At 60.5% G+C, this 24,227-nt stretch carries 22 protein-coding genes and 1 pseudogene; 18 read left to right on the forward strand and 5 right to left on the reverse strand.

The genetic code is table 11. From position 1 onward, the window contains the following. Positions 1–132: 132 nt before the first annotated feature. A complete protein-coding gene (locus DQN55_RS08970; RefSeq protein WP_048383379.1) occupies positions 133–1,482 on the forward strand; it encodes a phospholipase effector Tle1 domain-containing protein in 1,350 nt (449 codons plus the stop codon). Positions 1,483–1,608: 126 nt separating this feature from the next. Then, entirely contained in the window at positions 1,609–1,824 is a 216-nt protein-coding gene (locus DQN55_RS08975) for a hypothetical protein (RefSeq protein WP_048383380.1), read from the forward strand. Here the strand turns inward: DQN55_RS08975 and DQN55_RS08980 are convergent. From DQN55_RS08980 to DQN55_RS08990, 3 genes are all read right to left on the reverse strand, one after another. Then, positions 1,812–2,051, reverse strand: a complete 240-nt coding sequence (locus tag DQN55_RS08980) for a DUF2789 domain-containing protein (RefSeq protein WP_048383381.1) — start codon at positions 2,049–2,051, stop codon at positions 1,812–1,814. The two genes, DQN55_RS08975 and DQN55_RS08980, sit on opposite strands and share 13 nt — an antisense overlap. 187 nt (positions 2,052–2,238) lie before the next feature. Next, the gene (locus DQN55_RS08985; protein ID WP_048383382.1) at positions 2,239–2,469 is read right to left on the reverse strand and encodes a hypothetical protein; all 231 of its coding nucleotides are present in this window, start codon (positions 2,467–2,469) and stop codon (positions 2,239–2,241) included. Between the two features lie 160 nt (positions 2,470–2,629). Next, a complete protein-coding gene (locus DQN55_RS08990) occupies positions 2,630–2,881 on the reverse strand; it encodes a hypothetical protein (protein WP_053070950.1) in 252 nt (83 codons plus the stop codon). Positions 2,882–3,276: 395 nt separating this feature from the next. Between DQN55_RS08990 and DQN55_RS08995 the strand changes: the two genes are divergently transcribed. The 6 genes from DQN55_RS08995 (at position 3,277) to DQN55_RS09020 (ending at position 11,250) form a co-directional block, all read left to right on the forward strand. Further along, positions 3,277–3,747, forward strand: coding sequence for a hypothetical protein (locus DQN55_RS08995; RefSeq protein WP_074702905.1), 471 nt, complete (start codon positions 3,277–3,279; stop codon positions 3,745–3,747). Next, on the forward strand, positions 3,705–3,947 hold the full coding sequence (locus DQN55_RS09000; protein ID WP_082150773.1) for a hypothetical protein: 243 nt from the start codon (positions 3,705–3,707) through the stop codon (positions 3,945–3,947). Before DQN55_RS08995 ends, DQN55_RS09000 begins: the two co-directional genes overlap by 43 nt. Positions 3,948–4,357: 410 nt before the next feature. Further along, positions 4,358–6,769: an efflux RND transporter permease subunit gene (locus DQN55_RS09005; RefSeq protein ID WP_048383443.1), complete on the forward strand. Its 2,412-nt coding sequence runs from the start codon at positions 4,358–4,360 to the stop codon at positions 6,767–6,769. Between the two features lie 91 nt (positions 6,770–6,860). Further along, complete coding sequence (locus DQN55_RS09010) at positions 6,861–8,243, forward strand: DUF1329 domain-containing protein (protein ID WP_048383385.1); 1,383 nt, start codon at positions 6,861–6,863, stop codon at positions 8,241–8,243. A 123-nt stretch (positions 8,244–8,366) separates the two neighbouring features. Continuing rightward, the gene (locus tag DQN55_RS09015) at positions 8,367–10,007 is read left to right on the forward strand and encodes a DUF1302 domain-containing protein (protein WP_048383386.1); all 1,641 of its coding nucleotides are present in this window, start codon (positions 8,367–8,369) and stop codon (positions 10,005–10,007) included. Between the two features lie 19 nt (positions 10,008–10,026). After that, positions 10,027–11,250 carry an NADH:flavin oxidoreductase gene (locus DQN55_RS09020; protein WP_048383387.1) on the forward strand — a complete coding sequence of 408 codons (1,224 nt, stop codon included), beginning with the start codon at positions 10,027–10,029 and terminating at the stop codon, positions 11,248–11,250. A 60-nt stretch (positions 11,251–11,310) separates the two neighbouring features. On the opposite strand, the gene DQN55_RS09025 is transcribed toward DQN55_RS09020, so the two are convergent. Then, positions 11,311–12,495 (reverse strand): acyl-CoA dehydrogenase family protein, encoded by a 1,185-nt coding sequence (locus DQN55_RS09025; RefSeq protein ID WP_048383388.1) that lies wholly within the window; start codon positions 12,493–12,495, stop codon positions 11,311–11,313. After that, a pseudogene (locus tag DQN55_RS09030) lies at positions 12,492–13,665 on the reverse strand (acyl-CoA dehydrogenase family protein). Before DQN55_RS09030 ends, DQN55_RS09025 begins: the two are co-directional and overlap by 4 nt. Before the next feature lie 222 nt (positions 13,666–13,887). Between DQN55_RS09030 and DQN55_RS09035 the strand changes: the two are divergent. From DQN55_RS09035 to DQN55_RS09080, 10 genes are all read left to right on the forward strand, one after another. Then, the gene (locus tag DQN55_RS09035; protein WP_048383390.1) at positions 13,888–14,652 is read left to right on the forward strand and encodes an enoyl-CoA hydratase family protein; all 765 of its coding nucleotides are present in this window, start codon (positions 13,888–13,890) and stop codon (positions 14,650–14,652) included. A 10-nt stretch (positions 14,653–14,662) separates the two neighbouring features. Continuing rightward, positions 14,663–15,817, forward strand: a complete 1,155-nt coding sequence (locus DQN55_RS09040) for an acyl-CoA dehydrogenase family protein (protein WP_048383391.1) — start codon at positions 14,663–14,665, stop codon at positions 15,815–15,817. Between the two features lie 8 nt (positions 15,818–15,825). Then, positions 15,826–16,884 (forward strand): acyl-CoA dehydrogenase family protein, encoded by a 1,059-nt coding sequence (locus DQN55_RS09045; RefSeq protein ID WP_048383392.1) that lies wholly within the window; start codon positions 15,826–15,828, stop codon positions 16,882–16,884. 3 nt (positions 16,885–16,887) lie between these two features. Next, positions 16,888–18,039, forward strand: a complete 1,152-nt coding sequence (locus DQN55_RS09050) for an acetyl-CoA C-acetyltransferase (RefSeq protein WP_048383393.1) — start codon at positions 16,888–16,890, stop codon at positions 18,037–18,039. Between the two features lie 27 nt (positions 18,040–18,066). Beyond that, entirely contained in the window at positions 18,067–18,945 is an 879-nt protein-coding gene (locus tag DQN55_RS09055; RefSeq protein WP_048383394.1) for an SDR family oxidoreductase, read from the forward strand. Positions 18,946–19,020: 75 nt separating this feature from the next. Further along, on the forward strand, positions 19,021–19,806 hold the full coding sequence (locus DQN55_RS09060) for an SDR family oxidoreductase (protein WP_048383395.1): 786 nt from the start codon (positions 19,021–19,023) through the stop codon (positions 19,804–19,806). Positions 19,807–19,815: 9 nt separating this feature from the next. Beyond that, entirely contained in the window at positions 19,816–20,286 is a 471-nt protein-coding gene (locus DQN55_RS09065; RefSeq protein ID WP_048383396.1) for a MaoC family dehydratase, read from the forward strand. A gap of 9 nt (positions 20,287–20,295) precedes the next feature. Then, complete coding sequence (locus DQN55_RS09070) at positions 20,296–21,504, forward strand: acetyl-CoA C-acyltransferase (RefSeq protein WP_048383397.1); 1,209 nt, start codon at positions 20,296–20,298, stop codon at positions 21,502–21,504. Between the two features lie 79 nt (positions 21,505–21,583). Next, entirely contained in the window at positions 21,584–22,939 is a 1,356-nt protein-coding gene (locus DQN55_RS09075) for an MATE family efflux transporter (RefSeq protein WP_048383398.1), read from the forward strand. Between the two features lie 306 nt (positions 22,940–23,245). Further along, on the forward strand, positions 23,246–24,220 hold the full coding sequence (locus tag DQN55_RS09080) for a WD40/YVTN/BNR-like repeat-containing protein (RefSeq protein ID WP_048383399.1): 975 nt from the start codon (positions 23,246–23,248) through the stop codon (positions 24,218–24,220). Positions 24,221–24,227 lie beyond the last annotated feature (7 nt).

The raw sequence follows: 24,227 nt of genomic DNA on the forward strand, positions 1-24,227 counted from the left end.
CGTTTGGCTCGCACCCTGTTGTAATCCCTTTCTGAAACAACCCGTAAGCCTTGAACCGGTCGCTGCTGATCAGCACTCTAGTCGCTGGCGCTGCATCATTGCGCGAGGACGAATATACAGAGGGCAAGATTCATGAGCACTTCAAGCAACACACGACGCGTGTTGCGTATCGGTATTTTTTTCGATGGAACGGCCAACAACCAGTTCAACAGCCAGTCGGGGCTGGAGCGTCAGGCGCGAGGCAAGGTGATCGATGCCGACAGCAGCCATGCCAAAGTGCCGACCAATATCGCCAGGTTGCACCAGTGTTACCCCGTGCAGTCGACCTTCGATGCCAATGGCATGGCAGTGACCTCTCTCTACATCAGCGGTATCGGCACCACTACCGGCGCGGGGGATACCCGTTTTCCGGCGCAGACCTATGGCCGTGGCAGCACGGGCGTATTGGGCAAGGCAGCGCAAGCCCGGACGCAACTGGCTGAATGCCTCGAGCATTTTGTGCAGCAACTGCCCGAACACACCCTGAGCGATGTGCAGCTGGACCTGTTTGGTTTCAGCCGTGGCGCAGCCGCGGCCCGCCACTTTGCCAATCTGGTCAACGCGACCCGGTTTGAAGACCGGCACAACCTGGCCCCCGGTTTCGAGTGCACCATCAACTTTATCGGCTTGTTCGATACCGTGGCGGCCATGGGTGGATTGACCGACCTGGGAGATGTCAGTGACGACATCAATCCCGGGCTCAACCTTTATCTGGGGCCGGATAGTGCGAAGCAGGTGGTACAACTGAGTGCGCGTGATGAGCAGCGGCGCAATTTTTCCTTGAGCCGTATCGCGCCTCAATGGCCCATGGATATCGCAGTGCCCGGCGCACATGCCGATGTGGGGGGCGGTTATCCGCTGCAGATGTCAGAACAGGTGTATGTGACACGCTGGGAGACCAGCCTGGTGGCCCCGTCCACGCCCTTCGAGCTGACACACGCCTGGAAAACTGCAGCGGCCCAGCTCAAGGAATGGCAGGCCAGGGATCTGCTTGACCCGCTTGATCCGGAGCGCTTGCTGGAAGTGCGCAGCCACGCAGTCAGGGAAGGCTCGCGCAAAGACCCGATGAAGCGCGTACAGGCGGCGGTTTTTATGCAGCGTCAGCTGTATGGCCATCTTTCCCGGGTGTATTTGCGCCTCATGCACCGCCTGGCGCGCGAGAACGGCGTGCCCCTGCGGCCATTGGCCGATGATGCAGAGAGCGGATTGCCCGATGAGCTGCTGGCGTTGGAGCGCAGGCTTGAGGGCCAGCTAGCAAAGGGCACGACTCCGACATTCACTCAGGCGCAAGAGCGCGTATTGCGTCAGCGCTATGTCCATCTGTCTGCTAACTGGAACGCGGCAATTGGCGAGGGGACCGGGGTGCTGGACAAGGTTTTTTTCGACATACCGCAAGAGGGCGGTCGCTCAGTTTTCGAGCAAAAGGCCCCCGGCTTTGCCTGAGTCTACGCAGGGATTGTTACAGTTCATGCAATTGATCTCTGCGATAGCGCGCTTTTTCTAGCGGCATTTAGACATTAATATGGCTGACATCGTTAGGAGACTAACTAAATAGATGGAGTGACCATCATGTCAAACCAGGTTGATGTCGCCGTGATGATCGGCAGCGGTGTTCCAAAAAATTTGCGCGAGGCAGGTCAAAAGGCCTGCTGGGTGGTACTGGTCAATGGTGAGCAGCGCGGTACGGCTTATTCCAGCCGGCTGGAAGCGGAGGAGTGCCGTGAAGCGTGGCTGGCGCAACTGGGCGCCAGCCCCATCGCCATGCCGCAGGCTCAACGCGCCTGATGCAGACTCAGGTTGAGCTCATCAATGACAATGGCCCAGCTGCCGTCCTCCAGCAGTTTTTCTTTCAGAAATTGTGATTGTGCAGATGACCAGAAGGGCGCATCGGCGAGCTTGACGTCTTCGGGCAGCGGCGAATGGCTCGCAATGAACGCCTCGATCGAGGCTTCATCGGCGGCCAGCCCAAGTTGCTCAAACAGGTGTTCAAGGGTGTTCGGGGTTTCGTCCATGTTCATGTCCTCTGCAAAAGGGTGGGCTCAAGGTATATGAGGCCTGTGAACGTCAAGGGTTCAAAGCCGTCATATGCCGGGACTGCAGCGTAGCCGATTACTGGCGCGTGCCCGGTGGCGAGGAGGGGAATCATGCAGGATGCCTCGAGGGCGGACGCTGTGACGGAGCCGCCACAGCGTGTTCGGTTCAGATGTTGAGCGCGCCTTCATCAACAGCAGCCTTCAAGGCCTTTGCTGATTCCTTTGCCGCAATATCCGCGACCTCGGCAGTCTTGAACCAGCGATCCTTTTCGACCTGATGGTAAGTGACAGTGGTGAGCGGTGGTTTGGCCCGCATCACAATCACAGCCTGAAACTCGCCGTCGACTTCTTTGGACTCACCGCGGATAAAAAACTCGCCAATATCAAATTCCGTCACGTGTCACTTTCCCTTGGAGGTAATGGAGTCCAGACGATCTGGCGGCATGGGCCAGGTCGATTTTCGTGCGAGTATGGCAGCAGTTGACACCTCGTGGCGCGGTGATCACCCTTCAGGCGACGAAAGCCCTGTAAAAACGCCGCTGAAGGCTCCAGAAAACCTAGGGCAAGGCCTTTTCGAAGTGCTCGGCCAGTGCGCAGGCATCGCTATAGGTGCATCGAAAGCCTTTGACCTGACCTGTACCGGCCTCCCGGATATGGAAAAACCCCTGGCTGACGGCAATCACTTGAAACAAGCGTGGATGCATATACCCAACTTCGGGTGTGAGTCGGTAGAATGGCCCGCTGGAAGTGGGCGGTTGCAGGCTTTCACTGCCCAATGGCTGCGCTGCAGGGGTGTCAGGTCGATTCACGGGTGTTGTCCTCATGCGCTTTGATGTCAGGGCATTGTTTGAATGGCCCACGGGCTGCACGTGCACTAGAATTGGCAGCCGTTGTTGTTCTTGTATTTGTAAGGTTTATTTAAAAAACACAGCGCCAGACGTTACGTCTTTGATCGCAGGCTTTTTCGGTGTGTTCTTTAGCCTGTTTGCGTTGATTCAAGTCCCGGTTAAATTTCATCTGCTCCGGCCGTTTGTTTGCCAGGGATCAAACCGGGAATCTATGCGTCTTGATGTCATACGCCACGCCTGATCCAGGCCGTCAGGCGACCTTGTTGTACTCGGGTTTTTAAGCAGGTCATTCAGGCTTTTTTTGCTGCCTGTCTTTTTTTCGGGCAGTTTCACTTCAAGTTTTCGAGGGTTTTTCGTTGGCAGTCAGCAATCTGGAGATGCATGCGTTGTTCGTGTTGGGTGACTTGCGGGCACGATTGGTCAAGCTGTTCCAATCGCGTTTTGTGTACATCACCGAACAAACGGCAGAAGGTATTTACATCGCTGAAATCGATACGGATGCAGCGTTGGTAGTGGATGACAAACCAGGCCTGGAACTGAAGGTCGGTGATCATTTTCGCGCAGCTGTCTTGCCCAGTCGCGAAGGTGGCAAGTTCGAAATCAAGTTTCGCGAAATCAAAATGACTATTTATGGCCTGGGCGAATACGCCTATGTCACTTCGCCGCTGGGCGAGGGCATTGTGTTCAAGGAAGGTCAAACCGTGATGTTGATCTTCGCCGCCCAGGAACAGCTTAAAGAGGGTTTGACCAAAACCCTGAAAGCCGTCACCGCCAAGGCTGCCAAATGGCCCAAGGGCGAGCTGACGTTCAAGGCCAGCAAAGAGTGACAGCCTCGCGCAGCGAGTTTCACCGCCAGCACCTTGAGCAGGCACAGGCCAAGGCTGCGCAGTTATTCGCGCAAAAGTCCGCATTGCAAGGCGCATGGCTCACCTGGGTTGCCGGACAGTTGTATGCCTTGCGACCCGCCGAATACGCGAGCATGGTGCGTCGCGAACTCGAACGCCTTCAGACGACCGCGCAGGTCTGAACCCCGCTTTACGGCTGCTGCGCAGCCCGTCACAGCCTGCGGCAGCGGCTACAGGATGTTCGTTGCCGTTGATCCCGCCGCGACGAATGCTTTTTGTAGCCGCTGCCGCAGGCTGCGATAAGGCCCGAAGGGCCTTCAAGCGCAACCCTGCGGGATGCTCACCGCAGTTGCCTCTGTGAAATGCTCCCTCCAAATGGCCTAGGCCTTATGGACGATGTATCGCGTCCTGCCCGCACTTGATGATCGATCCCGCTCTACGCTGGCTGGCCACCACAGCCGGACCCTAAAACAAGAAGAATGTGAGGGATTGCGAGGATGAAGGCATGGGTCTTTTCATCTGCCGTGTGCGGCTGTGCGGTAATCATTGAGGGTGCAAGGCCGTGACGGCCAGCGCGCTTCATCTCACCCCCATGCAGCGTTTTGTCAACCGCTGTGCCGAACAGTTGATGGCACGCCGCAAGCTGCTGCTGGGACTGTTCCTGTTGATCTCTCTGGGGCTGGGCTACAGCGCCACCCATGTCAGGCTGGACCCCGGGTTTAACAAGCAGATCCCGGTGCGGCATGCCTACATGCTCAACTTTCTCGAGTTCAGTCGGGTCTTCACCGGTGCCAATCGCTTGCTGGTCAGCGTGCACTGGAAAGGCGAGGGCGATATCTATAACCCCGAGTTCCTGCAGACCTTGCAACAGGTCACGGACGACGTGTTCTTCATTTCCGGGGTCAGCCGTCCCAGCGTGACGTCGCTGTTCACCCCCAACGTGCGCTATATCGAAATCACCGAAGACGGTTATGTCGGTGACCTGGTGGTGCCGCCGCAATACGCCGCCACTCCGGAAGACTTGCAGCAGGTACGCAGCAATGCGGCGCGTTCAGGCCAGATCGGCAGCTTGCTGGCCAACGATCTGAAATCGGCCATGGTACGGGCTGATCTGCAAGACGTTGATCCCAAAACCGGGCAACCGGTGAGTTATGTGCAAATTGCCCAGCGTCTTGAAGAGATCCGCCGCCAATACAGCAGCGCTGACATTGAGATCAACATCGTCGGCTTCGCCAAACTGGTGGGGGATGTGGTCGAGGGGCTGAACACGGTGATGGGCTTTTTTGCCATCGCGTTCGTGATTACCGGTGTGTTGCTGTGGCTCTATTCGCGGTCATTGCGCCTGACCCTGGTGGCGCTTTTTGTCGCCTTGCTGCCAGTGATCTGGCTGCTCGGGTTGTTGCCGTTGCTCGGGCTCGGGATTGATCCGATGTCGATTCTGGTGCCGTTTCTGATTTTTTCGATTGGCGTTTCCCACGCGGTGCAAATGACCAATGCCTGGAAGCAGGAAGTGCTGGCCGGCAGCGATTCGGTCAATGCGGCCAAGGCGGCCTTCAGCAAGATTTTCATTCCCGGCGCGCTGGCGCTGCTGATGAATGCCCTGGGTTTCGGGGTGATCATGCTGATCGACATTCCCATTGTGCATGAGCTCGGGGTCACGGCTTGTATCGGTGTGATGCTGATGATCATCACCAACAAAATCATGTTGCCCTTGATCATTGCCCACTTGCCGCTCGAACCCCGCTTGCTCAGCGAACCCGTGCCACTGGCGCACCAGCGTCACCCGTTGTGGTGGCGTCTGTCGGCGCTGGCGACCCCGGGGCCGGCACTGTGGGTGTTTGCCTTGAGCCTGTTGCTGTTGGCCCTGGGCGCGATCAAGGCGCGGGAACTGGCCACCGGTGACATTGGTGCCGGCGCGCCGGAGCTGCGGGCAGATTCGCGTTACAACCAGGACAACCAGCAGATCATCAGCACCTACTCGATCGGCCTCGATGTGTTGTCGGTGTTCCTGACTATTGCCGATCGCAGCGAGGCCTGCCTCGACCCGGCGGTGATGCGTGCCGTCGAGACGTTCGATTTCAAAATGCGCGAAGTGCCCGGTGTGCAATCGGTGCAAAGCGTCGCTGGAATGAGCAAGCAAGTGATTTCCGGCAACAACGAAGGCAATCCTCGCTGGGCAGCAATCCCCGGGTCTGCCCAGGGTTTGCAGCAGGGCGCGTATGCCTACTCGCCGGACTCGGGGCTGGTGACGGATGGCTGTCAGAAAATGCAGATTCTGGTGTTTTTGACCGACCACGAAGGCGCCACCGTGGCCCACGTACTGAGCGAAGCCAAGCGCGTGATTGCCGGGATCAATGTGCCGGGCGTGGACTTCAGGCTGGCGGGTGGCAATATCGGGGTCATGGCGGCCTCCAACGAGGCCGTCAAGCAGGCCGAGGTGGTCATGCTGGCCGCGCTGTTCTTCTCCGTGGCGCTGTTTTGCCTGCTGACCTTCCGTTCGCTGCGCGCCGTGCTGTGCATCCTGGTGCCGCTGGCCATCGTCGCGGTGCTGTGCAATGCGCTGATGGCGATGCTCGGTATCGGCCTCAAGGTGGCAACGCTACCGGTCATGGCACTGGGTGTCGGTGTCGGCGTGGATTACGGCATTTACCTGTACGAGCGCATCGAGCACGAGATGGCTGAGGGGCAAAACCTGCGCGAAGCGTTCTATCGCGCCATGTGCCAGCGCGGCACGGCAGCGGTGTTTACCGCCGTGACGATGTCACTGGGGGTGTGCACATGGGTCTTTGCACCGCTCAAGTTCCAGGCCGATATGGGTGTGCTGCTGGCCTTCATGTTCATGGTCAACGTGCTGGGTGCGATCTTCCTGCTGCCTGCCCTGGCTGCCTGGTTCAACCTGGGCAAGCCGTTGGTGGCTGACCGATCCCCTGTAGCCGCTGCCGAAGACTGCATCCGGCCGCGTAGCGCGAGTCAATCGCTTGATACCACCGTTCAGGCAGATTGAGTCGCTCCATCAGGACCGCTTCGCGCTCCAACGCAGCCTTCGACAGCTGCTACGGGGTTTGGCGTTATTACAATAAAAAGGAGAACACCTCATGCGACGTCTTTCTCGGGTAAGCGGCTGGCTCTCAGTCGCGCTGGCTTTACACGGCTACAGTGGGCTGACTCACGCCCAGGCCCCGGCCGACCAGGTTGCCCGGCTGGGCAAGGATCTGACCTGCGTCGGTGCACAAAAAGAAGGGAATGCCGAAGGCACGATTCCGGCCTTCAGCGGCCAATGGCTGGGTGCACCACCGGGGATGAAGTTCGAGGGCACCGGTAAGCATCCGCTGGATCCTTATCCCGGCGAAAAGCCGTTGTTCGTGATTACCTCGCAAAACCTCGACCAATACGCTGCGCACCTCTCCGAAGGGCAAAAAGCGCTGTTCAAGCTCTACCCGCAAAGCTTCCGCATGCCGATTTACCCGTCGCACCGGGATTTCCGGTTCTCTGACACGGTGTGCAAGGCGACTCAGGAAAACGCCACAGTGGCCAAGCTGGTTGACGACGGTGAAGGGGTTGTCGCCCGAACCGGCGGGGTGGCTTTTCCAATCCCGCAAAACGGCATCGAGCTGCTGAAAAATGCTTCGTTGTTCACCGTGCGTGCCTGGACTGAAGAATACATCTCGGACAACGCCTACGTGCTCAAGGGCGGCAATATAAACTGGGGCCGCGTGCACTCGCGCAACCTGGCGCCGGGGCTGGAGCCGGGCAGGATTGGCGATACCACGGGCAACTCTTCGTTCTACCGCAACGAAACCCTGTTGCCACAGCGTGACAAGGGAGAAATCAATACCGGTACAGAATACTGGAACGACAAGACCGAGCCGCGCCAGAGCTGGCGCTACGATCCGGGGACGCGTCGTGTGCGCCAGTCTCCGGGCTACGGTTTCGACATGGCATTTCCGGGGTCGGGCGGTTCGATCACGGTTGACGAAGTGCGGATTTTCAACGGTTCGGCCCAGCGCTACAACTGGAACATCGTGGGCAAGAAAGAGCTGTATATCCCCTACAACACGGCACGCTTGCACGCCAATAACCTCAAGTACGCCGACATGCTGACCTCGGGTCATATCAACCCCGACAACATGCGCTACGAGCTGCACCGGGTGTGGGTGCTTGAAGGCGTACTCAAGCCGGGCAATCGGCATTTGTATGGCAAGCGCACGATGTACATCGATGAAGACACCTGGTTCCCGATCATGGGCGACAACTACGACAACCGTGGCGAGCTGTGGCGCACCTCGATGGTCAATTATTTCTACGCCCCGGAAACCCAGAGCTGGCAGGCCGGTGTTGGCCTGTATCACGACCTGAACGCCGGCAGCTATCTGGCCTTCAACCTGATCAACGAACAGCGTAACGGCTATGTGCTGAACAAGGGCGGTTTTGCACCGGGCGACTTTGGTCCGGAAGCGGCTCGCCGGGCTGGTAAATAACCTTGTAATCCCCCCCGACACGGTGTGTTCCGACCTGCCGCAGGCTCAGCCTGCGCGCAGTTGGCCGGGCCGTGCTCGAGGATCTGCTGGACATGAGCAAACAACAATAAAAAGGAGCACTGCATGTTTAGGCACCACCGAGTTAAACGCAGCACCTGCCAGGTGGTCGGCACCGGCCTGCTGGCGGGTATCAGCGGCGGGATGGCGCTGGCGGCACCGACCATCGAACTGGGCGAGAACACCACCCTCGACTCATCGTTGACCGTGAACTACACGGCCTCGATGCGTACCGAAAAGCCGGATCACGAATACCTCAATGACATCAACAACGACGACGCCACCCGCAACTTCAAGCGCGGATCGCTGATCAACAACCGGGTCAGTGTGTTTGGCGAGTTGATGCTCAAGCACGAAAACCTCGGTGCCGTGGTCCGTGGCAGTCATTTCTATGACGAGGTCTATCACCAGCGCAACGACAACAATTCGCCTGACACGGTCAACAAGACCGGGCGTTACAACGAATTCAGCAGCGACACGCGCAAACTCAGTGGCAGCAAGGCGCGCCTGCTGGATGCCTACGTGTACGGTGATTTTACCGTCAACGACGACCAATACGTGTCCCTCAAGGCCGGGCGGCACCTGGTGGCCTGGGGCGAAAGCCTGTTCTGGCCGAACATCAGCCAAGGCCAGGCGCCGGTCGATTCAACCAAGTTCAACGTTCCCGGCACTGAAGCCAAGGACGCTTACTTGCCGGTGGGGCAGATCTCGGGGTCGTGGTCGATTAACGATGACCTGGCCTTGCTTGGCTTCTACCAGTACAAGTGGGAAGAAACCCAGCTCAACCCGGTGGGCGACTACTTTGGCAGTGACACCTTTGGCCCGGGCGCCGAGTTCTATCGCCTGGCACCGGGCATTATCCAGAACCTTCCAGACCCGTCGTTCCGGGCCGTGGACTATGCCGGTTCGGTCAAGCCGGGCGACAGCGGAGAGTGGGGCCTCGGCACCCGTTACCGGCTGACGCAAAATACCGAGATCGGCCTGTTTCATTACCGCTACCACGACCGCGTACCGGCACTGTTCTTCGATTTTACCGGCCAGACCCACTATTCCTCGCTGGGCAAAGTCGGCGGTGGCGGTAACGGCCCGAGTTATCAATTGGGCTACTTCGACAACATCAAACTCACCGGGGCCAGCTTTACCACCAAGGTCGGTGACTCGGTGCAGTTTGCCGGTGACCTGAGCTACCGCGACGGAGCGGCGGTGTATTTGAGCAATGGCGCCCCGGCACGTGGACAGGTGTGGCAGGGCAACCTGAACGCGGTGTATATCCTTGGCCCTTCGTTCATGGCGCAACAGACCAACCTGATGGCCGAAGTGGTGCACCAGCGAATCCAGGGGGTTGATGACCTGACGATCACCGGCGGTGGTGCAGGCACCGACGGCACGTTCAACAAATTCGTCTATGACGGTCAGACCCGGGGCTCAACGCTGTTGGGATTGGGTGCGTATTTCGATCACCCGAACGTCTTTGCCGGCTGGGACCTGACCACCAAGGCCACCTGGACCCAGAACATCGACGGCAGTGCCTACTCGGGTCTGGGCCGCGCCGAAAAGCGTCTGACCCTGGGCGGCGACTTCAAGTACCTGGGTAATTTCCAGTTGGGGATGACCTACGTGATGTACCTGAGTTCGGCCGACATCGCCCAGGGCCGCATGATGGCTGACCGCGATTATCTGTCGTTAAACGGCAAGTACACCTTCTGAGACGGGAGAGCAGGTACTCATGAACAATGCCCGACATGTGTTTGAACCGCTGACCATTGGCCCCTTGACGTTGCGTAACCGGATTATCAAATCGGCAACCAATGAGGGCATGGCGCCCCAAGGGATTCCCTCGCGACAGTTGGTCAAGCTCCACGCGGCACTGGCGGAAGGCGGGGTGGGCATGACCACCCTGGCGTACTGTTCGGTCAGCCCGGACGGTCGCACGCTGCCGGGGCAGATAGTCCTCGACGCAAGCACTGTCCCTCATTTGCGTGCCCTGACCGATGCCGTGCATCGGCACGGCGCTGCCGCCTCGGCACAAATCACCCACGGAGGCTGTTTTACCTTTTTGCGTGAACGCTCGACGCCCAGGCCTCTGTCCTCCAGCGGTGGATTCAACAAGGTCGGGCTGATGAGCGGGATGTGGCGCAAGCAGGCCATGACCGAAGCCGATATGACGCAGGTGATCGGCCAGTTTGTACAGGGTGCCGAGCTGGCCCGTGCGGCGGGCTTCGATGCCGTGGAACTGCACATGGGCCACGGCTATTTGCTCAGCCAGTTTATTTCCCCGCTTTATAACAGGCGACGTGACTCGTACGGCGGCAGTCTGGAAAACCGTTTGCGCTTTCCGCTGAGGGTGTTGCGTGCAGTGCTGGAGGCGGTGGGCAATGACCTGGCGGTGATCTGCAAATACAGCATCACGGATGGCGTTCGGGGCGGTAATACCGCGCAGGACGGCGCGGCCATTGCCAGATTGCTGGAAGCGGCGGGAGCGCATCTGCTGGTACTCAGTGCGGGCATGAACGTTGAGTCCATTACCACCATGTTTGGCTCTTCATTTCCCAAGGAGAACCGGGTGAAGGCGGGCAATCCGCTGATTGGCATGGCGATGGCGTTGCAGCGCCTGAAAGAGCCCGAGGTCGTGTTCCGGGAGCTGTACCTGCTGGAACATGCGCGCAAGGTCAGGGCTGCGGTGAAGTTGCCGCTGGCGTACCTGGGCGGGGTATCGAGTCTGGAAGGCATCGAGCGGGCAATGGCTGAAGGGTTTGATGCCGTGGCGATGGGGCGGGGGTTGATTTGCCAGCCGGACTTCGTCAACCGATTGTCCCAAGGCCTGGCCCGACACAGTGGCTGTACCGCCTGCAACCGGTGCGTGGCCATGATGTACACCCCCGGTGGCACCTCGTGTGTGCTCGGCCCGGCGGGTGATCCGGTGCTCAATGCGCAACCGGCAGCGGGCTAATGCCGGGCTCCCCCTGAACCTTCGCGAAAGGTTCAGGGGGCGGCTGCGGTCTTGTAAACGCTAGCGAGGTTCCCGTGGCATTCCCAGCGCACGTTCAGCAATGATGTTGCGCTGTATCTCACTGCTGCCGCCGTAAATGGTGTCAGCGCGGGTGAATAGAAACAGGGCTTGCAGACGGGTCAGTTGATACGGTGCGGCGTCCAGCAACTCGGCCTCCGGCCCCATGACATCCATGGCCAGTTTGCCCAGCTCAAGGTGCCAGGTGGACCACGCCAGTTTATAAAGGGTCGCCTCCGGTCGCAGACTGCCGTCCTGCGGCCCGGACAACATGCGCAACGAGTTGTAGCGCAGCACGCGCAGGCCGCTCCAGGCCTGGGCAATGCGCTGGCGCAAGACCGGGTCTTGCGCGGCACCGTTGGCTTTGGCGATGCGCACCACCTCGTCCAGTTCGTTTTGAAACTGCATCTGCTGACCCAGGGTCGACACCCCGCGCTCAAACCCGAGCAGCGCCATGGCGATTTTCCAGCCATCGCCCGGCTGGCCAATCAAGTTGTCGCCCGAGGTACGGGCCTCGTCGAAGAACACTTCGTTGAATTCACAGGTGCCCGTCAATTGCTGAATGGGCTGGACCCGGATCTGTGGCTGGTTCATCGGCACCAGCAGAAAAGACAGGCCGCGATGGCCGACACTGCCGGGTTCGGTGCGTGCCAGCACAAAGCACCAGTCCGACTCATGGGCCAGCGAGGTCCAGACTTTCTGGCCGCTGATCAGCCATTGCCCCGTATCGACGTCGAGCTGGGCGCGGGTCTTGATGTTGGCCAGGTCTGAACCGGCACCCGGCTCGGAATAGCCTTGGCACCAGAAATGCTGACCGGTGAGAATCGGCGGCAAAAACCGCTGTTGTTGCTCGGGCGTGCCGAACGCTGCAATGGTCGGCCCCACGAGGCCTTCGCCAATGTGTCCCATGCGTCCTGGGCCGCCAGCGCGGGCATACTCTTCAAAAAAGATCACCTGCTGGTTGATGGTCAAACCCCGGCCACCGTGTTCGATTGACCAACCTGCACCGATCCAGTTGCCCTTTGCCAGCTCTTGTTCCCAGCGTTTGCGCTGTTCGGGGGCGAAGTCTTCATCACCGGGGCCGCCGCGCAAACGCAGTACGCTGAACTCACCGGTCAGATGCTGGCGCATCCACTCGGCAACTTGATGACGGAACTGCTCATCTGCAGCGCTAAAGCCGATATTCATGGCTGTTCTCCGAAAATCTGTTTTGCCAATTGTTCGCGATGAAATGCCGGGGTCCCGAGTAACTGTTCGCTGGCCCGCGCCCGCTTGAAATACAGGTGCGGGTCATATTCCCAGGTGAATCCGACGCCGCCGTGCAATTGGATCGACTCGGCCGCGCACTGGAAAAAGCCTTCGCTGGCATGGATTTTTGCGGTTGCGGCAGCCTCGGCCAGTTGCTGTCTGGCACTCGGATCGCCGTCGATATTCAAATACTCAGTAGCGATGCATGCCGCGTAGTAGCTGGCCGAACGGGCACACTCAACCGCCATCATCAAGTCCGCGCAGCGGTGCTTGATCGCCTGGAAGCTGGCAATGCTGCGGCCGAATTGCTCGCGTCCGGTGATATAGGCAAGTGTCAGGTCCAGCGACTGTTGCGCACCACCGGTCTGTTCAGCAGCCAGGCCGATACAGGCAATACGCAGTACGTCACGCAACATCGGCCAGCCCTGGCCGGGTTCGCTGAGCAACTGCTCGTCCAGCAGCTCGACGTCTTTGAGCGTTACGCTGGCCAGGCGCCGGGTCTGGTCCAGTGTCGGCACCTGCCGGCGACTGATGCCGGGCGTGTCGGCGGGCAGGGCGAACAGGCGAATACCGGCCTCACCGATACTGCCGGGTGTGCGTGCAGCAATGATCAACAAATCACAGTCGGCACCATCGACGACGTACAGGTACTCGCCGTTGAGACGATAACCACCGGCAAAGCTTTGGGCCGATACCGTGATTGCGCTGTCGTCCCAGCGCGCGGAGCTGGTGTAGGCGAGGGTGGCGGTAATTTCGCCGGCGGCAATCTGCGTCAGCCAGTGCGCCTTGAGCGCGCTGTTATCACTGAGCAACAGCGCGGGAATAGCCAGGCAGCAGGTGGCAAAAAAAAGCTGAAGGCAGGAGGCTGCGGCCCAACTGTTCTTGCAACAGGCTGACTTCCACGAACCCCAGTCCCAGGCCGCCGAACTCTTCAGGGATCGCCAGGGCCGGCCAATACAGTTCACGGGCGATGCGTGTCCAGACTTCGGGGTCATGCCCGTGCTCGCTGGCCATTGCCGCGCGCACGGCACTGGAGCTGGCGACCTGCGCCAAAAAGCGTTCGGCGGACTGCTGAATCATTCGCTGCTCGTCAGTCAGGGCAAGCTCCATAGGCTCCTCGTCATAAAAGTAGGGATCAGGCCGTGAGCATGGAAGGGGCTCCTGCGGGCGCAAACCCCGAGCCGGACTAGTCCGTTTGGAGTGGCAGCCCCCTCGTTTTACGAGGTCTTCACGGGTGTTCAGCGGGCGCTGGTGCTTAGTCTCAACGGACGATGATCCGCTCCGGGCGGCTTCCCATACTGCTCCCCAGCCATTGCCAACCCAGGAGCACATGTGAACAGCGCAACCCACACCGCATTTCACACCAGTATCGACGCGGGAGTCGCTGAACTGGTGATCGACAGGCCACCGGTCAATGCCCTCAACAGCCAGGAATGGCTGGATCTGGCGCACACCCTAGAAGCCCTGGGCCAGGATCCACAGGTACGCGTCATCGTGATTCGTGCCGAAGGGCGCGGTTTTTGCGCGGGCGTCGACATCAAGGAACTGGACGCCCACCCCGAATTGATCGTCAAGGTCAACGCCGGCAATTACGCCACCTTCAAGGCGGTGCACCGTAACCCGGTGCCGGTCATCGTTGCGGTTCATGGCTTTGTATTGGGCGGCGGGATCGGTATTACCGGCGCCGCTGACATTGTCGTGGCGTCCGAGTGTGCCACCTTTGCCTTGCCTGAAGTGGACCGTGGCGCCATGGGCGGCGGAGCCCATTTGCAGCGTCTGTTTCCGGTGCAGAAAGTCCGTTACCTGTTCTTTACCGGCGACAAGATCGGTGCGGTTGAAGCCCGGCAATACGGCTTTATCGAGCGCGTCGTGCCCCGCGAGCAGCTGCGTGAAACCGCCCTGCAGATCGCCCACAAGATCGCCAGCAAAAGCCCGGCCATGATCCGTATCGCCAAAGAGGCGTTGAACGGCATCGAGGACGGCAATCTGGAAGACAAGTACCGCTGGGAGCAGGGCTTCACGCTCCAGGCCTACACCTCTGAGGACTCCGCCGAAACCCGGCGCGCCTTCGTTGAAAAACGCGACGCCACGTTCTGAGGAGCTGACGATGGAACTGACTTACTCCCCCAAACAAAAGGCCTTTCGCCAGGAAGTGCGCCAATGGCTGGCAGCCAACCTGCCGGACAAGCCGTTGGCCAGCTACGACACCCGTGAGGGGTTTGAGCAGCATCGCCAGTGGGAAGCCAAACTGTTCGAAAACCGTCTGTCGATGGTGATGTGGCCGACCGAGCTGGGCGGGCGCGGCTGCGACCTGATCGAGTGGCTGATATTCGAAGAGGAATACTACGGTGCCGGGGCCCCGATGCGGGTCAACCAGAATGGTCAGTTGCTGCTGGGTCCGACCCTGATGGAATTCGGCACTGAAGCGCAAAAGAAGCGTTTCTTGCCGCGCATGGCTGCCAGCGTCGACATGTGGGCCCAGGGCTGGTCCGAGCCCAACGCCGGTTCTGACATGGCGGCGATCACCAGCAAGGCAACACGCGACGGTGACAGCTATGTGCTGAACGGCCAGAAAACCTGGTCGACTCGGGCGATTTTTGCCGACTGGCTGTTTGGCCTGTTTCGCAGTGACCCGACCTCCAGCCGTCACCACGGTCTGTCGTTTGTCATGGTGCCGCTGAATGCGCCAGGCGTGACCGTGCGTCCGATCAAGGCCCTGAACGGCAAGGATGCGTTCGCCGAAGTGTTTTTCGATGACGTGCGCATTCCGTTGGAAAACCGTATTGGCGATGACGGACAAGGCTGGCATGTGGCGATGGCCACTGCCGGATTCGAGCGCGGCTTGCTGCTGCGCTCCCCGGCGCGTTTTCAGCACACCGCGCGCAAGCTGGTCGAGTTGTATCAGGCCAACCGTGCCAGTGCCGACCGCGATCCAAGCCTGGGAGATGCCGTCTGCAAAGCCTGGATGGACGCCCAGGCCTACGCCTTGTCCGCTTACCACACCGTGGGCCGCTTGAGCCGTGGGGCACAGATTGGCGCTGAATCCAGCACCAACAAGATCATTTGGTCCGAGCTGGATTTGCGCATCCACGAAACCGCGATGCGCATTCTGGGGGCCAGCGGTGAACTGACTGACCAATCGGTGCACGCGCACGACTGGCTGGAGGGCTTTCTGTTTGCCCAGGCCGGGCCGATTTACGCGGGCACCAACGAGATCCAGCGCAATATCATTGCCGAGCGCATGCTCGGCCTGCCGAAGTGAGGCCGGGTATGGACTTTACCTTTACCGATGACCAGCAAACGTTCCGCGAGGCCATCAGCCGTTTTCTGATGACCGAAGCCGCACCGGAAATGCTCCGTGAAATCTGGGAAACCGACGTCGGGCGCTCACCGGATCTGCGCAACAAAATTGCCGAACAGGGCCTCACGGCACTCTCGGTGCCCGAAGCCTTTGGTGGCCTGGGCATGGACGATGTGGCCTGGTCATTAATGACTCAGGAACTGGGTTATTACGCCATTCCCGATTCGCTGGCCGACACCGCCTACGTGGCCAGTGCCTTGATCGCCGGTTTGCCGCAGAGCGTGGCACTGCGCGGCGAATGGTTGGGGCAGATTGCCGATGGCAGTCTACGGGTCGCGATCGGGCATCCGGTCAATCCGCTGGTGGCCGATGCCGCCCACGCTGACTTGCTGTTGTTGGCCCATGGCGATGAGGTTCACGCTGTCCCTCGGGCTCAGGTCGATGTGCAGTCGCACGCCAGCCTTGATGCTTCGCGGCGTCTGGCCCGGGTCAGTTGGCAACCGAGCGCCGCCACGTTGGTGGCGCAGGGTGAAACAGGCCGCGCGTTATGGGCGCATACCCTGAGCCGCGGTGCGTTGTCGGTGGCCGGGCAACTGCTCGGGCTGGCGCAACGGATGCTGGACCTGTCGGTGGACTACGCCGCCCAGCGCAAGCAGTTTGGCAAGCCGATCGGCAGTTTTCAGGCGGTCAAACATCACCTGGCCGACGTGGCCACGCAGCTTGAGTTCGCCAAACCGGTTCTCTATCGCGCCGCCTATGCACTGGCCCACAGCGAGAAAAACGCTGATGTGTGGGTGTCGCAAGCGCGTCTGGCCTGCTGTGAAGCCAGTTGGCTGGCAGCGCGCCACGGGATCCAGGTGCACGGCGCCATGGGTTACACCTGGGAAGTCGACCTGCAAATGTTCATGAAGCGGGCCTGGGCGCTGGATAACGCCTGGGGCGACCGCGCCCTGCATAAAAATCGTGTCGCCGAACACGTACTCAGCGGTGCGGCGCCTTTGGGCCCTGGCCATACCTTCGAGGATTGATTAATGCCCCAAGCCTATATTGTTGACGCCTTGCGCAGCCCCACCGGCAAACGCAAGGGCGGTTTGGCCCATGTTCACGCGATTGACCTGGGTGCCCATGTACTCAAGGCTCTGGTCGAGCGCAATCAGATTCCGGCCAACGAATACGACGACGTGATCTTTGGCTGTGTCGACACCATTGGTTCGCAAGCGGGGGACATTGCTCGCACCAGCTGGCTGGCCGCCGGTCTGCCGCTCAACGTGCCGGGCACCACCATTGACCGCCAATGCGGATCGTCGCAGCAGGCGCTGCATTTTGCGGCGCAGGCGGTCATGAGTGGCACTCAGGACGTGATTGCCGTCGGTGGCGTGCAAACCATGACCCAGATCCCGATATCGTCGGCCATGCTGGCCGGCCAGCCGCTGGGTTTTGCGGATCCGTTTTCCGGCAGCAAAGGCTGGAAAGCCCGCTTCGGCGACCAGCCGGTAAACCAGTTCTATGCGGCGCAACGCATCGCCGATCACTGGCAGATCAGCCGCCAGCAGATGGAAGCCTACGCACTGGAAAGCCACAGACGCGCGCTGGATGCGATTGCCGGCCGGCGCTTCGTCAACGAAATCGTACCGTGTGAAGGCGTGTGGGATGACGAAACCCCGCGTCAGACCAGCCTGGCCAAAATGGCTGAGCTGGAGCCGGTATCGGCCGAATTCCCATCGATCACCGCCGCTGTTTCCAGTCAGACCTGCGATGCCTCGGCGGCCTTGCTGGTGGTGTCCGAAGCGGCGCTCAAGCGTTACAACCTGACACCCAGAGCGCGCATCCATCATTTGTCGGTGATGGGCGACGATCCCATCTGGCACCTCACGGCGCCGATTGCCGCGACCCGCGCTGCCCTGAAAAAAGCCGGGATGAGTATTCAGGACATCGACCTGGTGGAGATCAACGAAGCGTTTGCCTCGGTGGTCATGGCCTGGGCCAAGGAGCTGGATTACGACCCGGCGAAAACCAACGTCAACGGCGGCGCGATCGCCCTCGGTCACCCGCTGGGTGCCAGCGGGGCGCGACTGATGACCAGCCTGCTCAATCAACTCGAACGCAGCGGCGGCCGTTATGGCTTGCAGACCATGTGCGAAGGCGGTGGCCAGGCCAACGTCACGATCATTGAGCGCCTCTGACGCGCCGCAACCTACAGGAGAAAGCCCATGGCAATTTGTGAAGGACGTACCGTCATCATTACCGGCGCAGGCGGCGGATTGGGGCGGGCCTACGCGCTGGCCTTCGCCGCACAGGGTGCCAACGTGGTGGTCAACGACATTCGTCGCGAGGCCGCTGAAGCCGTAGTCGCTGAAATCCGCGAGCTGGGTGCCCAAGCCATCGCCAATGCCGATGACATCACCAGCGTTGCGACGGCACAGCGCATCGTCGATGTCGCACTCGAAGCCTTTGGGGAAGTCCACGTGCTGGTCAACAACGCAGGCATTTTGCGCGACCGCATGTTTATCAGCCTCAGCGAAGAAGATTGGGATGCGGTGATGCGGGTTCACCTCAAGGGCCATTTCTGCCTGGCCAATATTCTCGGCAAGCGCTGGCGCGATCAGGCCAAAGCGGGGCAGCCGGTGGCCGCACGGATCATCAACACCAGTTCCGGTGCGGGCCTGCAAGGTTCGGTCGGCCAGTCCAACTACAGCGCGGCCAAGGGCGGGATTGCGGCCTTGACCCTGGTGCAAGCTGCAGAGCTGGGGCGTTATGGCGTGACCGCCAACGCCCTGGCCCCGGCCGCACGGACCTCGATGACCGAAAGCGCGATGCCCGATGTGGTGAAAAAACCCGAAGACGGCGGTTTTGATGCCTGGGCCCCGGAAAACGTCGCGCCGCTGGTGGTGTGGCTGGGCAGCGAGCTGTCGAGCCATGTGACCGGACACATCATCGAGAGCCAGGGCGGACGCTTGTCCCTGGGCGATGGCTGGCGCACGGGCGTGACCCGTGACAAGGGCGGGCAATGGCAACCGGAAGAAATCGGTGTCGCCATGAGCCAGATCCTGGCCGAAGCCCCTGCGCCGCAGCGGGTCTGGGGCAGCTGAAACAACGATGCCCCCTGAATCGCGAGCACGCTCGCTCGCGCAGGGGGCGGTCTATTTTCAATAGAGAATTCACGCATGAAACAAGCGCCTCCGTACGTACCGGGTCATCAATTGCTGGCCGGGAAATCGATCTTGATCACGGCCGCAGCAGGAGCCGGGATTGGATACGCCGCCGCCAAGCGCTGTGCCGAAGAAGGCTGCCGTGCCTTGATGATTTCTGATATTCATCCGCGCCGTCTTGAAGAAGCGGTAGAGCGCCTCAAGGCCGAAACCGGCTTGAAAAAGGTCTACGGCCAACTGTGCAACGTCACGGTCGAAGCCGAGGTGCAGGCGTTGGTCGCCGCCGCCGAAGAGGCGCTGGACGGGGTTGATGTGTTGATCAACAACGCCGGGCTTGGCGGTCAGGTGCGTCTTACCGAAATGACCGATCAGCAATGGTCGTCCGTGCTCGATATCACGCTGACCGGCACCATGCGCATGACCCGCGCCATGCTCCCGCACATGGAGCGTCGCGGGGCGGGTGCCATTGTCAACAACGCCTCGGTGCTGGGTTGGCGTGCACAGAAAGAGCAGGCGCATTACGCCGCAGCCAAGGCCGGTGTCATGGCGCTGACCCGCTGCAGTGCCCTCGAAGCCGCCGAGAGCGGAGTGCGCATCAACGCGGTGGCACCCTCGATTGCCTTGCATGACTTTCTGAAAAAAGCCTCCAGCAACGAACTGCTTGAACAACTGAGCAGTCGCGAAGCCTTTGGCCGCGCGGCGGAAGTCTGGGAAGTGGCCAACGTCATGGTGTTTCTGGCCAGTGACTATGCCTCGTACATGGTCGGCGAAGTGCTGCCGGTCAGTTCGCAACAGGCCTGAGGACGCACGATGAGTACGCTTTTCAGCAGTGCTGACCAATTACTGGCGTCCCAGGGGCAGGATCTGGGTCGCACCGACTGGCTGGTGGTCACCCAGCAGCGGATCAACCTGTTTGCAGAGGCCACCGGCGATCACCAGTGGATTCATGTGGATCCCGAGCGCGCCGCCCGGGGGCCGTTTGGGGCCTGCATCGCCCACGGCTACCTGACGCTCGCGCTGGCCAACCTGTTCATGCCGCAACTGATGCAGTTCGACAATCTGGCCATGGGCGTCAATTACGGGAGCGACCGGTTGCGTTTTCCGGCAGCGGTCAAGGTCGGTTCCCGAGTGCGTGGGCATGGCGAGATCCTGAAGGTCGAAGTCATGGGTCAGGCCTTGCAGGTGGTGGTCCGGATCAGTGTCGAAATCGAGGGCAGCGATCGCCCCGGCTGCGTGGTGGACACCATCAGCCGTTACACCTTCAACCCTCTTGAGCAGTGAGCCCCTTACATGACGCTTAATGACGTAGTGATCGTATCCACGGCGCGAACCGCGCTGAGCAAATCCTTTCGCGGGTCTTTCAACGACACCGAAGCGCCGGTACTGGGCGGGCACGTGGTGCGGGCCGTGGTGGAGCGGGCCGGCATCGAGCCCGGCTCGGTAGAAGACGTGATCATGGGCGCTGCTGCGCAACAGGGCACCCAGGGCTACAACATCGGCCGACTGTGCGCCAACACCGGCGGCTTGCCCAACACCGTGCCGGGCATGGCGATTGACCGTATGTGCGCCTCGGGCCTGATGAGCATCGGCGTGGCAGCCAAAGGCATCATGACCGGGGAAATGTCGATTGCCGTCGCGGGCGGCGTCGAGTCGCTGTCCCTGACCCAGAACAAATACAAAAACACCTACCGCGCGCAGTCCGAAGCGGTCATCGAATGCATGCCAACGGCCTATATTCCGATGCTGGAAACCGCTGAAATCGTGGCCCGTCGCTACAACATCAGCCGCGAAGTGCAGGATCAGTACGCCCTGCAAAGCCAGCAACGCACCGCTGCGGCCCAGGCCGCCGGTTTGTTTGCCGACGAAATCGTGCCCCTGGCGGCGCGCAAACTGCTCTTCGACAAGGAGGGCAAGCCCAGCGGTTATCAGGAAGTGATCGCCGACCGTGACGAGTGCAACCGTCCCTCCACCACCCTTGAAGACCTGGCCGCGCTCAAGCCGGTGTGGAAAGACGGCAAGTGGGTGCAGCAGGGGGAATTCATCACGGCTGGCAACGCCTCGCAGTTTTCCGATGGCGCTTCGGCTGTGCTGCTGATGAGCCGCGCCGAAGCACAGCAGCGGGGGATTGAAGCGCTGGGTGTGTACCGCGGGATTGCAGTGAGCGGCTGTGCGCCGGAAGAGATGGGCATCGGCCCGGTGTTTGCGATTCCCAAGCTGCTCAAGCGTTTTGGTTTGAGGGTATCAGACATCGACCTGTGGGAGATCAACGAGGCCTTCGCCTGTCAGGTGGTGTACTGCCGTGACTTCCTCGAGATCCCCAACGATCGGCTGAACGTGAACGGCGGGGCGATTTCCATCGGCCACCCGTTTGGCATGTCCGGGGCGCGGATGGTTGGCCACAGTCTGCTGGAAGGCCGTCGCCGGGGTGCGCGCTTTGTGGTGGTCGCCATGTGCATTGGCGGTGGCATGGGTGCGGCCGGTCTGTTTGAGTTGAATTAAGGTAAAGAAGCGCACGGTAGCCGCTGACGGGGCCATTTACGGTATAACCCCTCATAGCTTTTATTGAGGTCACTCCGTTATGCAAACCCCGTCACAGCGGCCGCTGTGGTTGATCTACCTGATCTTCCTGGCGCCAATGGTGCTGTCCAACTTCCTGCAAAGTTTCTCCGGCACCCTCAACGGGATATATGTCGGGCAAATGCTCGGCACCCAGGCGTTGGCCGCAGTGTCGGGCATGTTCCCCATCGTGTTTTTCTTTATCGCCCTGGTGATTGGCCTGGGTGCAGGTGCTTCGGTGCTGATCGGTCAGGCCTGGGGTGCGCGCGAGACGGCGATGGTCAAGCAGATCACGGGGGCCACCCTGACCCTGGGCGCCCTGATCGGTTTGCTGGCCGCCGTGTTGGGCAGTGTGTTTGCCCGGCCGGCCATGCAGGCGCTGGGAACACCGGCGGATGTGCTGGACGATGCAGTGGGCTATGCGCGGGTCATGATGCTGATCATGCCGCTGCTGCTGGTGTTCATTTTGTTCACGCAATTGCTGCGGGGGGTGAGCGACACCGTGTCGCCGTTGCTGGCCTTGATGGTGTCGACGCTGGTGGGTCTGCTGTTGACGCCTGCGTTGATTCTGGGCTGGGCAGGCTTGCCGCAGTTGGGCATTCAAAGTGCGGCCTATGCAGGTCTGGTGGGCAACACTCTGGCCATGCTGTTTTTGGTGCTGCGTTTGCGTCACAAAAAGCATGTGATGGCACCTGACCGCGAACTGTGGGCCGCGCTGCGCCTGAACCGGGTGATTCTGGGAAAAGTCTTGCGCATTGGCCTGCCCACCGGCCTGCAAATGGTGGTGCTGTCAGTCTCGGAGCTGGTGATTCTGGCGTTGGTCAACAGTCATGGATCCCAGGCCACAGCGGCTTATGGCGCGGTGACACAAATCGTCAACTACGTGCAGTTCCCGGCGTTGTCGATCGCCATCACGGCCTCGATCCTGGGCGCTCAGGCCATTGGTGGCGGGAGGCTGGAGCAAATCGGGCCGATCCTGCGCACAGGCCTGTTGATCAACCTGTGCCTGACCGGGGCCCTGATCGTGCTCGGGTACGTCATGTCGCACTGGCTGCTGGGTTTGTTCATCACCGACGTTGACGCCCGGATCAGGGCCGAGCACCTGCTGCACATCATGCTCTGGAGCATTCTGGTGTTCGGCTTCCAGGCAGTGATCGGCGGCATCATGCGCGCCAGCGGGGTGGTCATGGTGCCGATGGGGATCACGGTGTTCTGCGTGCTGTGCATCGAACTCCCGGTGGCCTATGCCCTGGACGCGCATTTTGGGCTGGAAGGGGTGTGGATGGCCTTCCCGGTGACCTACCTCGCGATGCTGATCCTGCAAACTGTCTATTACCGCTTGGTATGGCGTCACAAGCAGATCCAGCGCCTGATATAACCCTGTGCTCGCGATGATCACGGTCATCGCGAGCACTCGAACCGTCGACTGACGGCTCCTGCCATGTTGCAGGCACCTCTCTGCGGGGTGCCGCCCGTTTACCCCTTCCCTGAAATGTCTCGAAAGACTCCTCCATACCGGCTAGGCCGTTTGGACGATGTGTCTGTGACCCGCCAGTCCGATGATCCAAGCCAGGTTCTAGCGGCCTCGCCGGTGAGTTCGCCAGAGCACCCACGACTATAAAAAGAAGAGGACTGGCCGCATGAAATCCGCCCAGCAACTGCGTTCTGCAGCGAGGTATCGACCATGCGTGCAATGATCGGCTACCTGGTTTGCCTGATTGTCGCGGTGACCATCGCGTTTACTTTCACTCCCCATAAACCCGCTGATGTTGCCCCGGCAGAATTGCGCACCGATCGCTTGCAGATCAACGGCATGCTGTACCTCGACAAGCGTGTGGTGGCCGTCGGCGAGCGCGGCACTATTTTGCTCAGCGATGATCAGGGCGTGAGCTGGCAGTCGGCCAAGGTCGAACCGCAGCGTGATTTGACCCTCACGGCGCTGGTGGCACTGGCAGACAAAAGTCTGTTGGCGGTCGGGCATGACGGCTGGATTTTGCGCTCCGAGGATGAAGGCTCGAGCTGGCGCGAAGTACGCCACGACAGTGAAGTGGCCGAACCCCTGCTGGGTGTCTGGAACGCAGGCGGCACTGAAGTGCTGGCCTTTGGCAGTTTCGGCAAGTTTTATCAGTCGCTGGACGGCGGCCTGACCTGGCAGCCGGGGGAGCTTGAAGTCGACAGCGCGCACCTGAATGGCATGGACGGCGCTTCGGATGGCCGGCGGATGCTGGTGGGTGAGCAAGGCCTGGTCATGCGCAGTGACGATGGCGGGCGCCATTGGCAGAAGCTCGAACCCTTCTACAACGGTTCACTCTTTGGTGTGGTGCGCCTCACGCCGGATCGTTGGGTGACCTACGGCATGCGCGGTCATGTGTTTGTCAGCCAGGACTTTGGCCGCAGCTGGAAACAAGTGCCGGTGGGCAACCAGTCGCCACTCTACGGTCATGCAGTGCTGCCCAATGGCGGCGGGTTGTTGATCGTCGGTGCGGGTAGCTCGATGGTCCGTCTGGATGCACAGGGTCATCTCGTCAGCGCAACACGCCTGGCGGGTTTGGGAACACTGACTTCGGCGGTATTGGTCGGTTCGCAGCGCCTTCTGGTCGGCGGCGAACGGGGTGTATTCCAGGGTACTGATGGCAGCGTTGCTGCGCTTGGCCAATGAGAGGCGC

It is taken from the genome of Pseudomonas taetrolens (assembly GCF_900475285.1).
GTDB classification, from domain to species: Bacteria; Pseudomonadota; Gammaproteobacteria; order Pseudomonadales; family Pseudomonadaceae; genus Aquipseudomonas; species Aquipseudomonas taetrolens.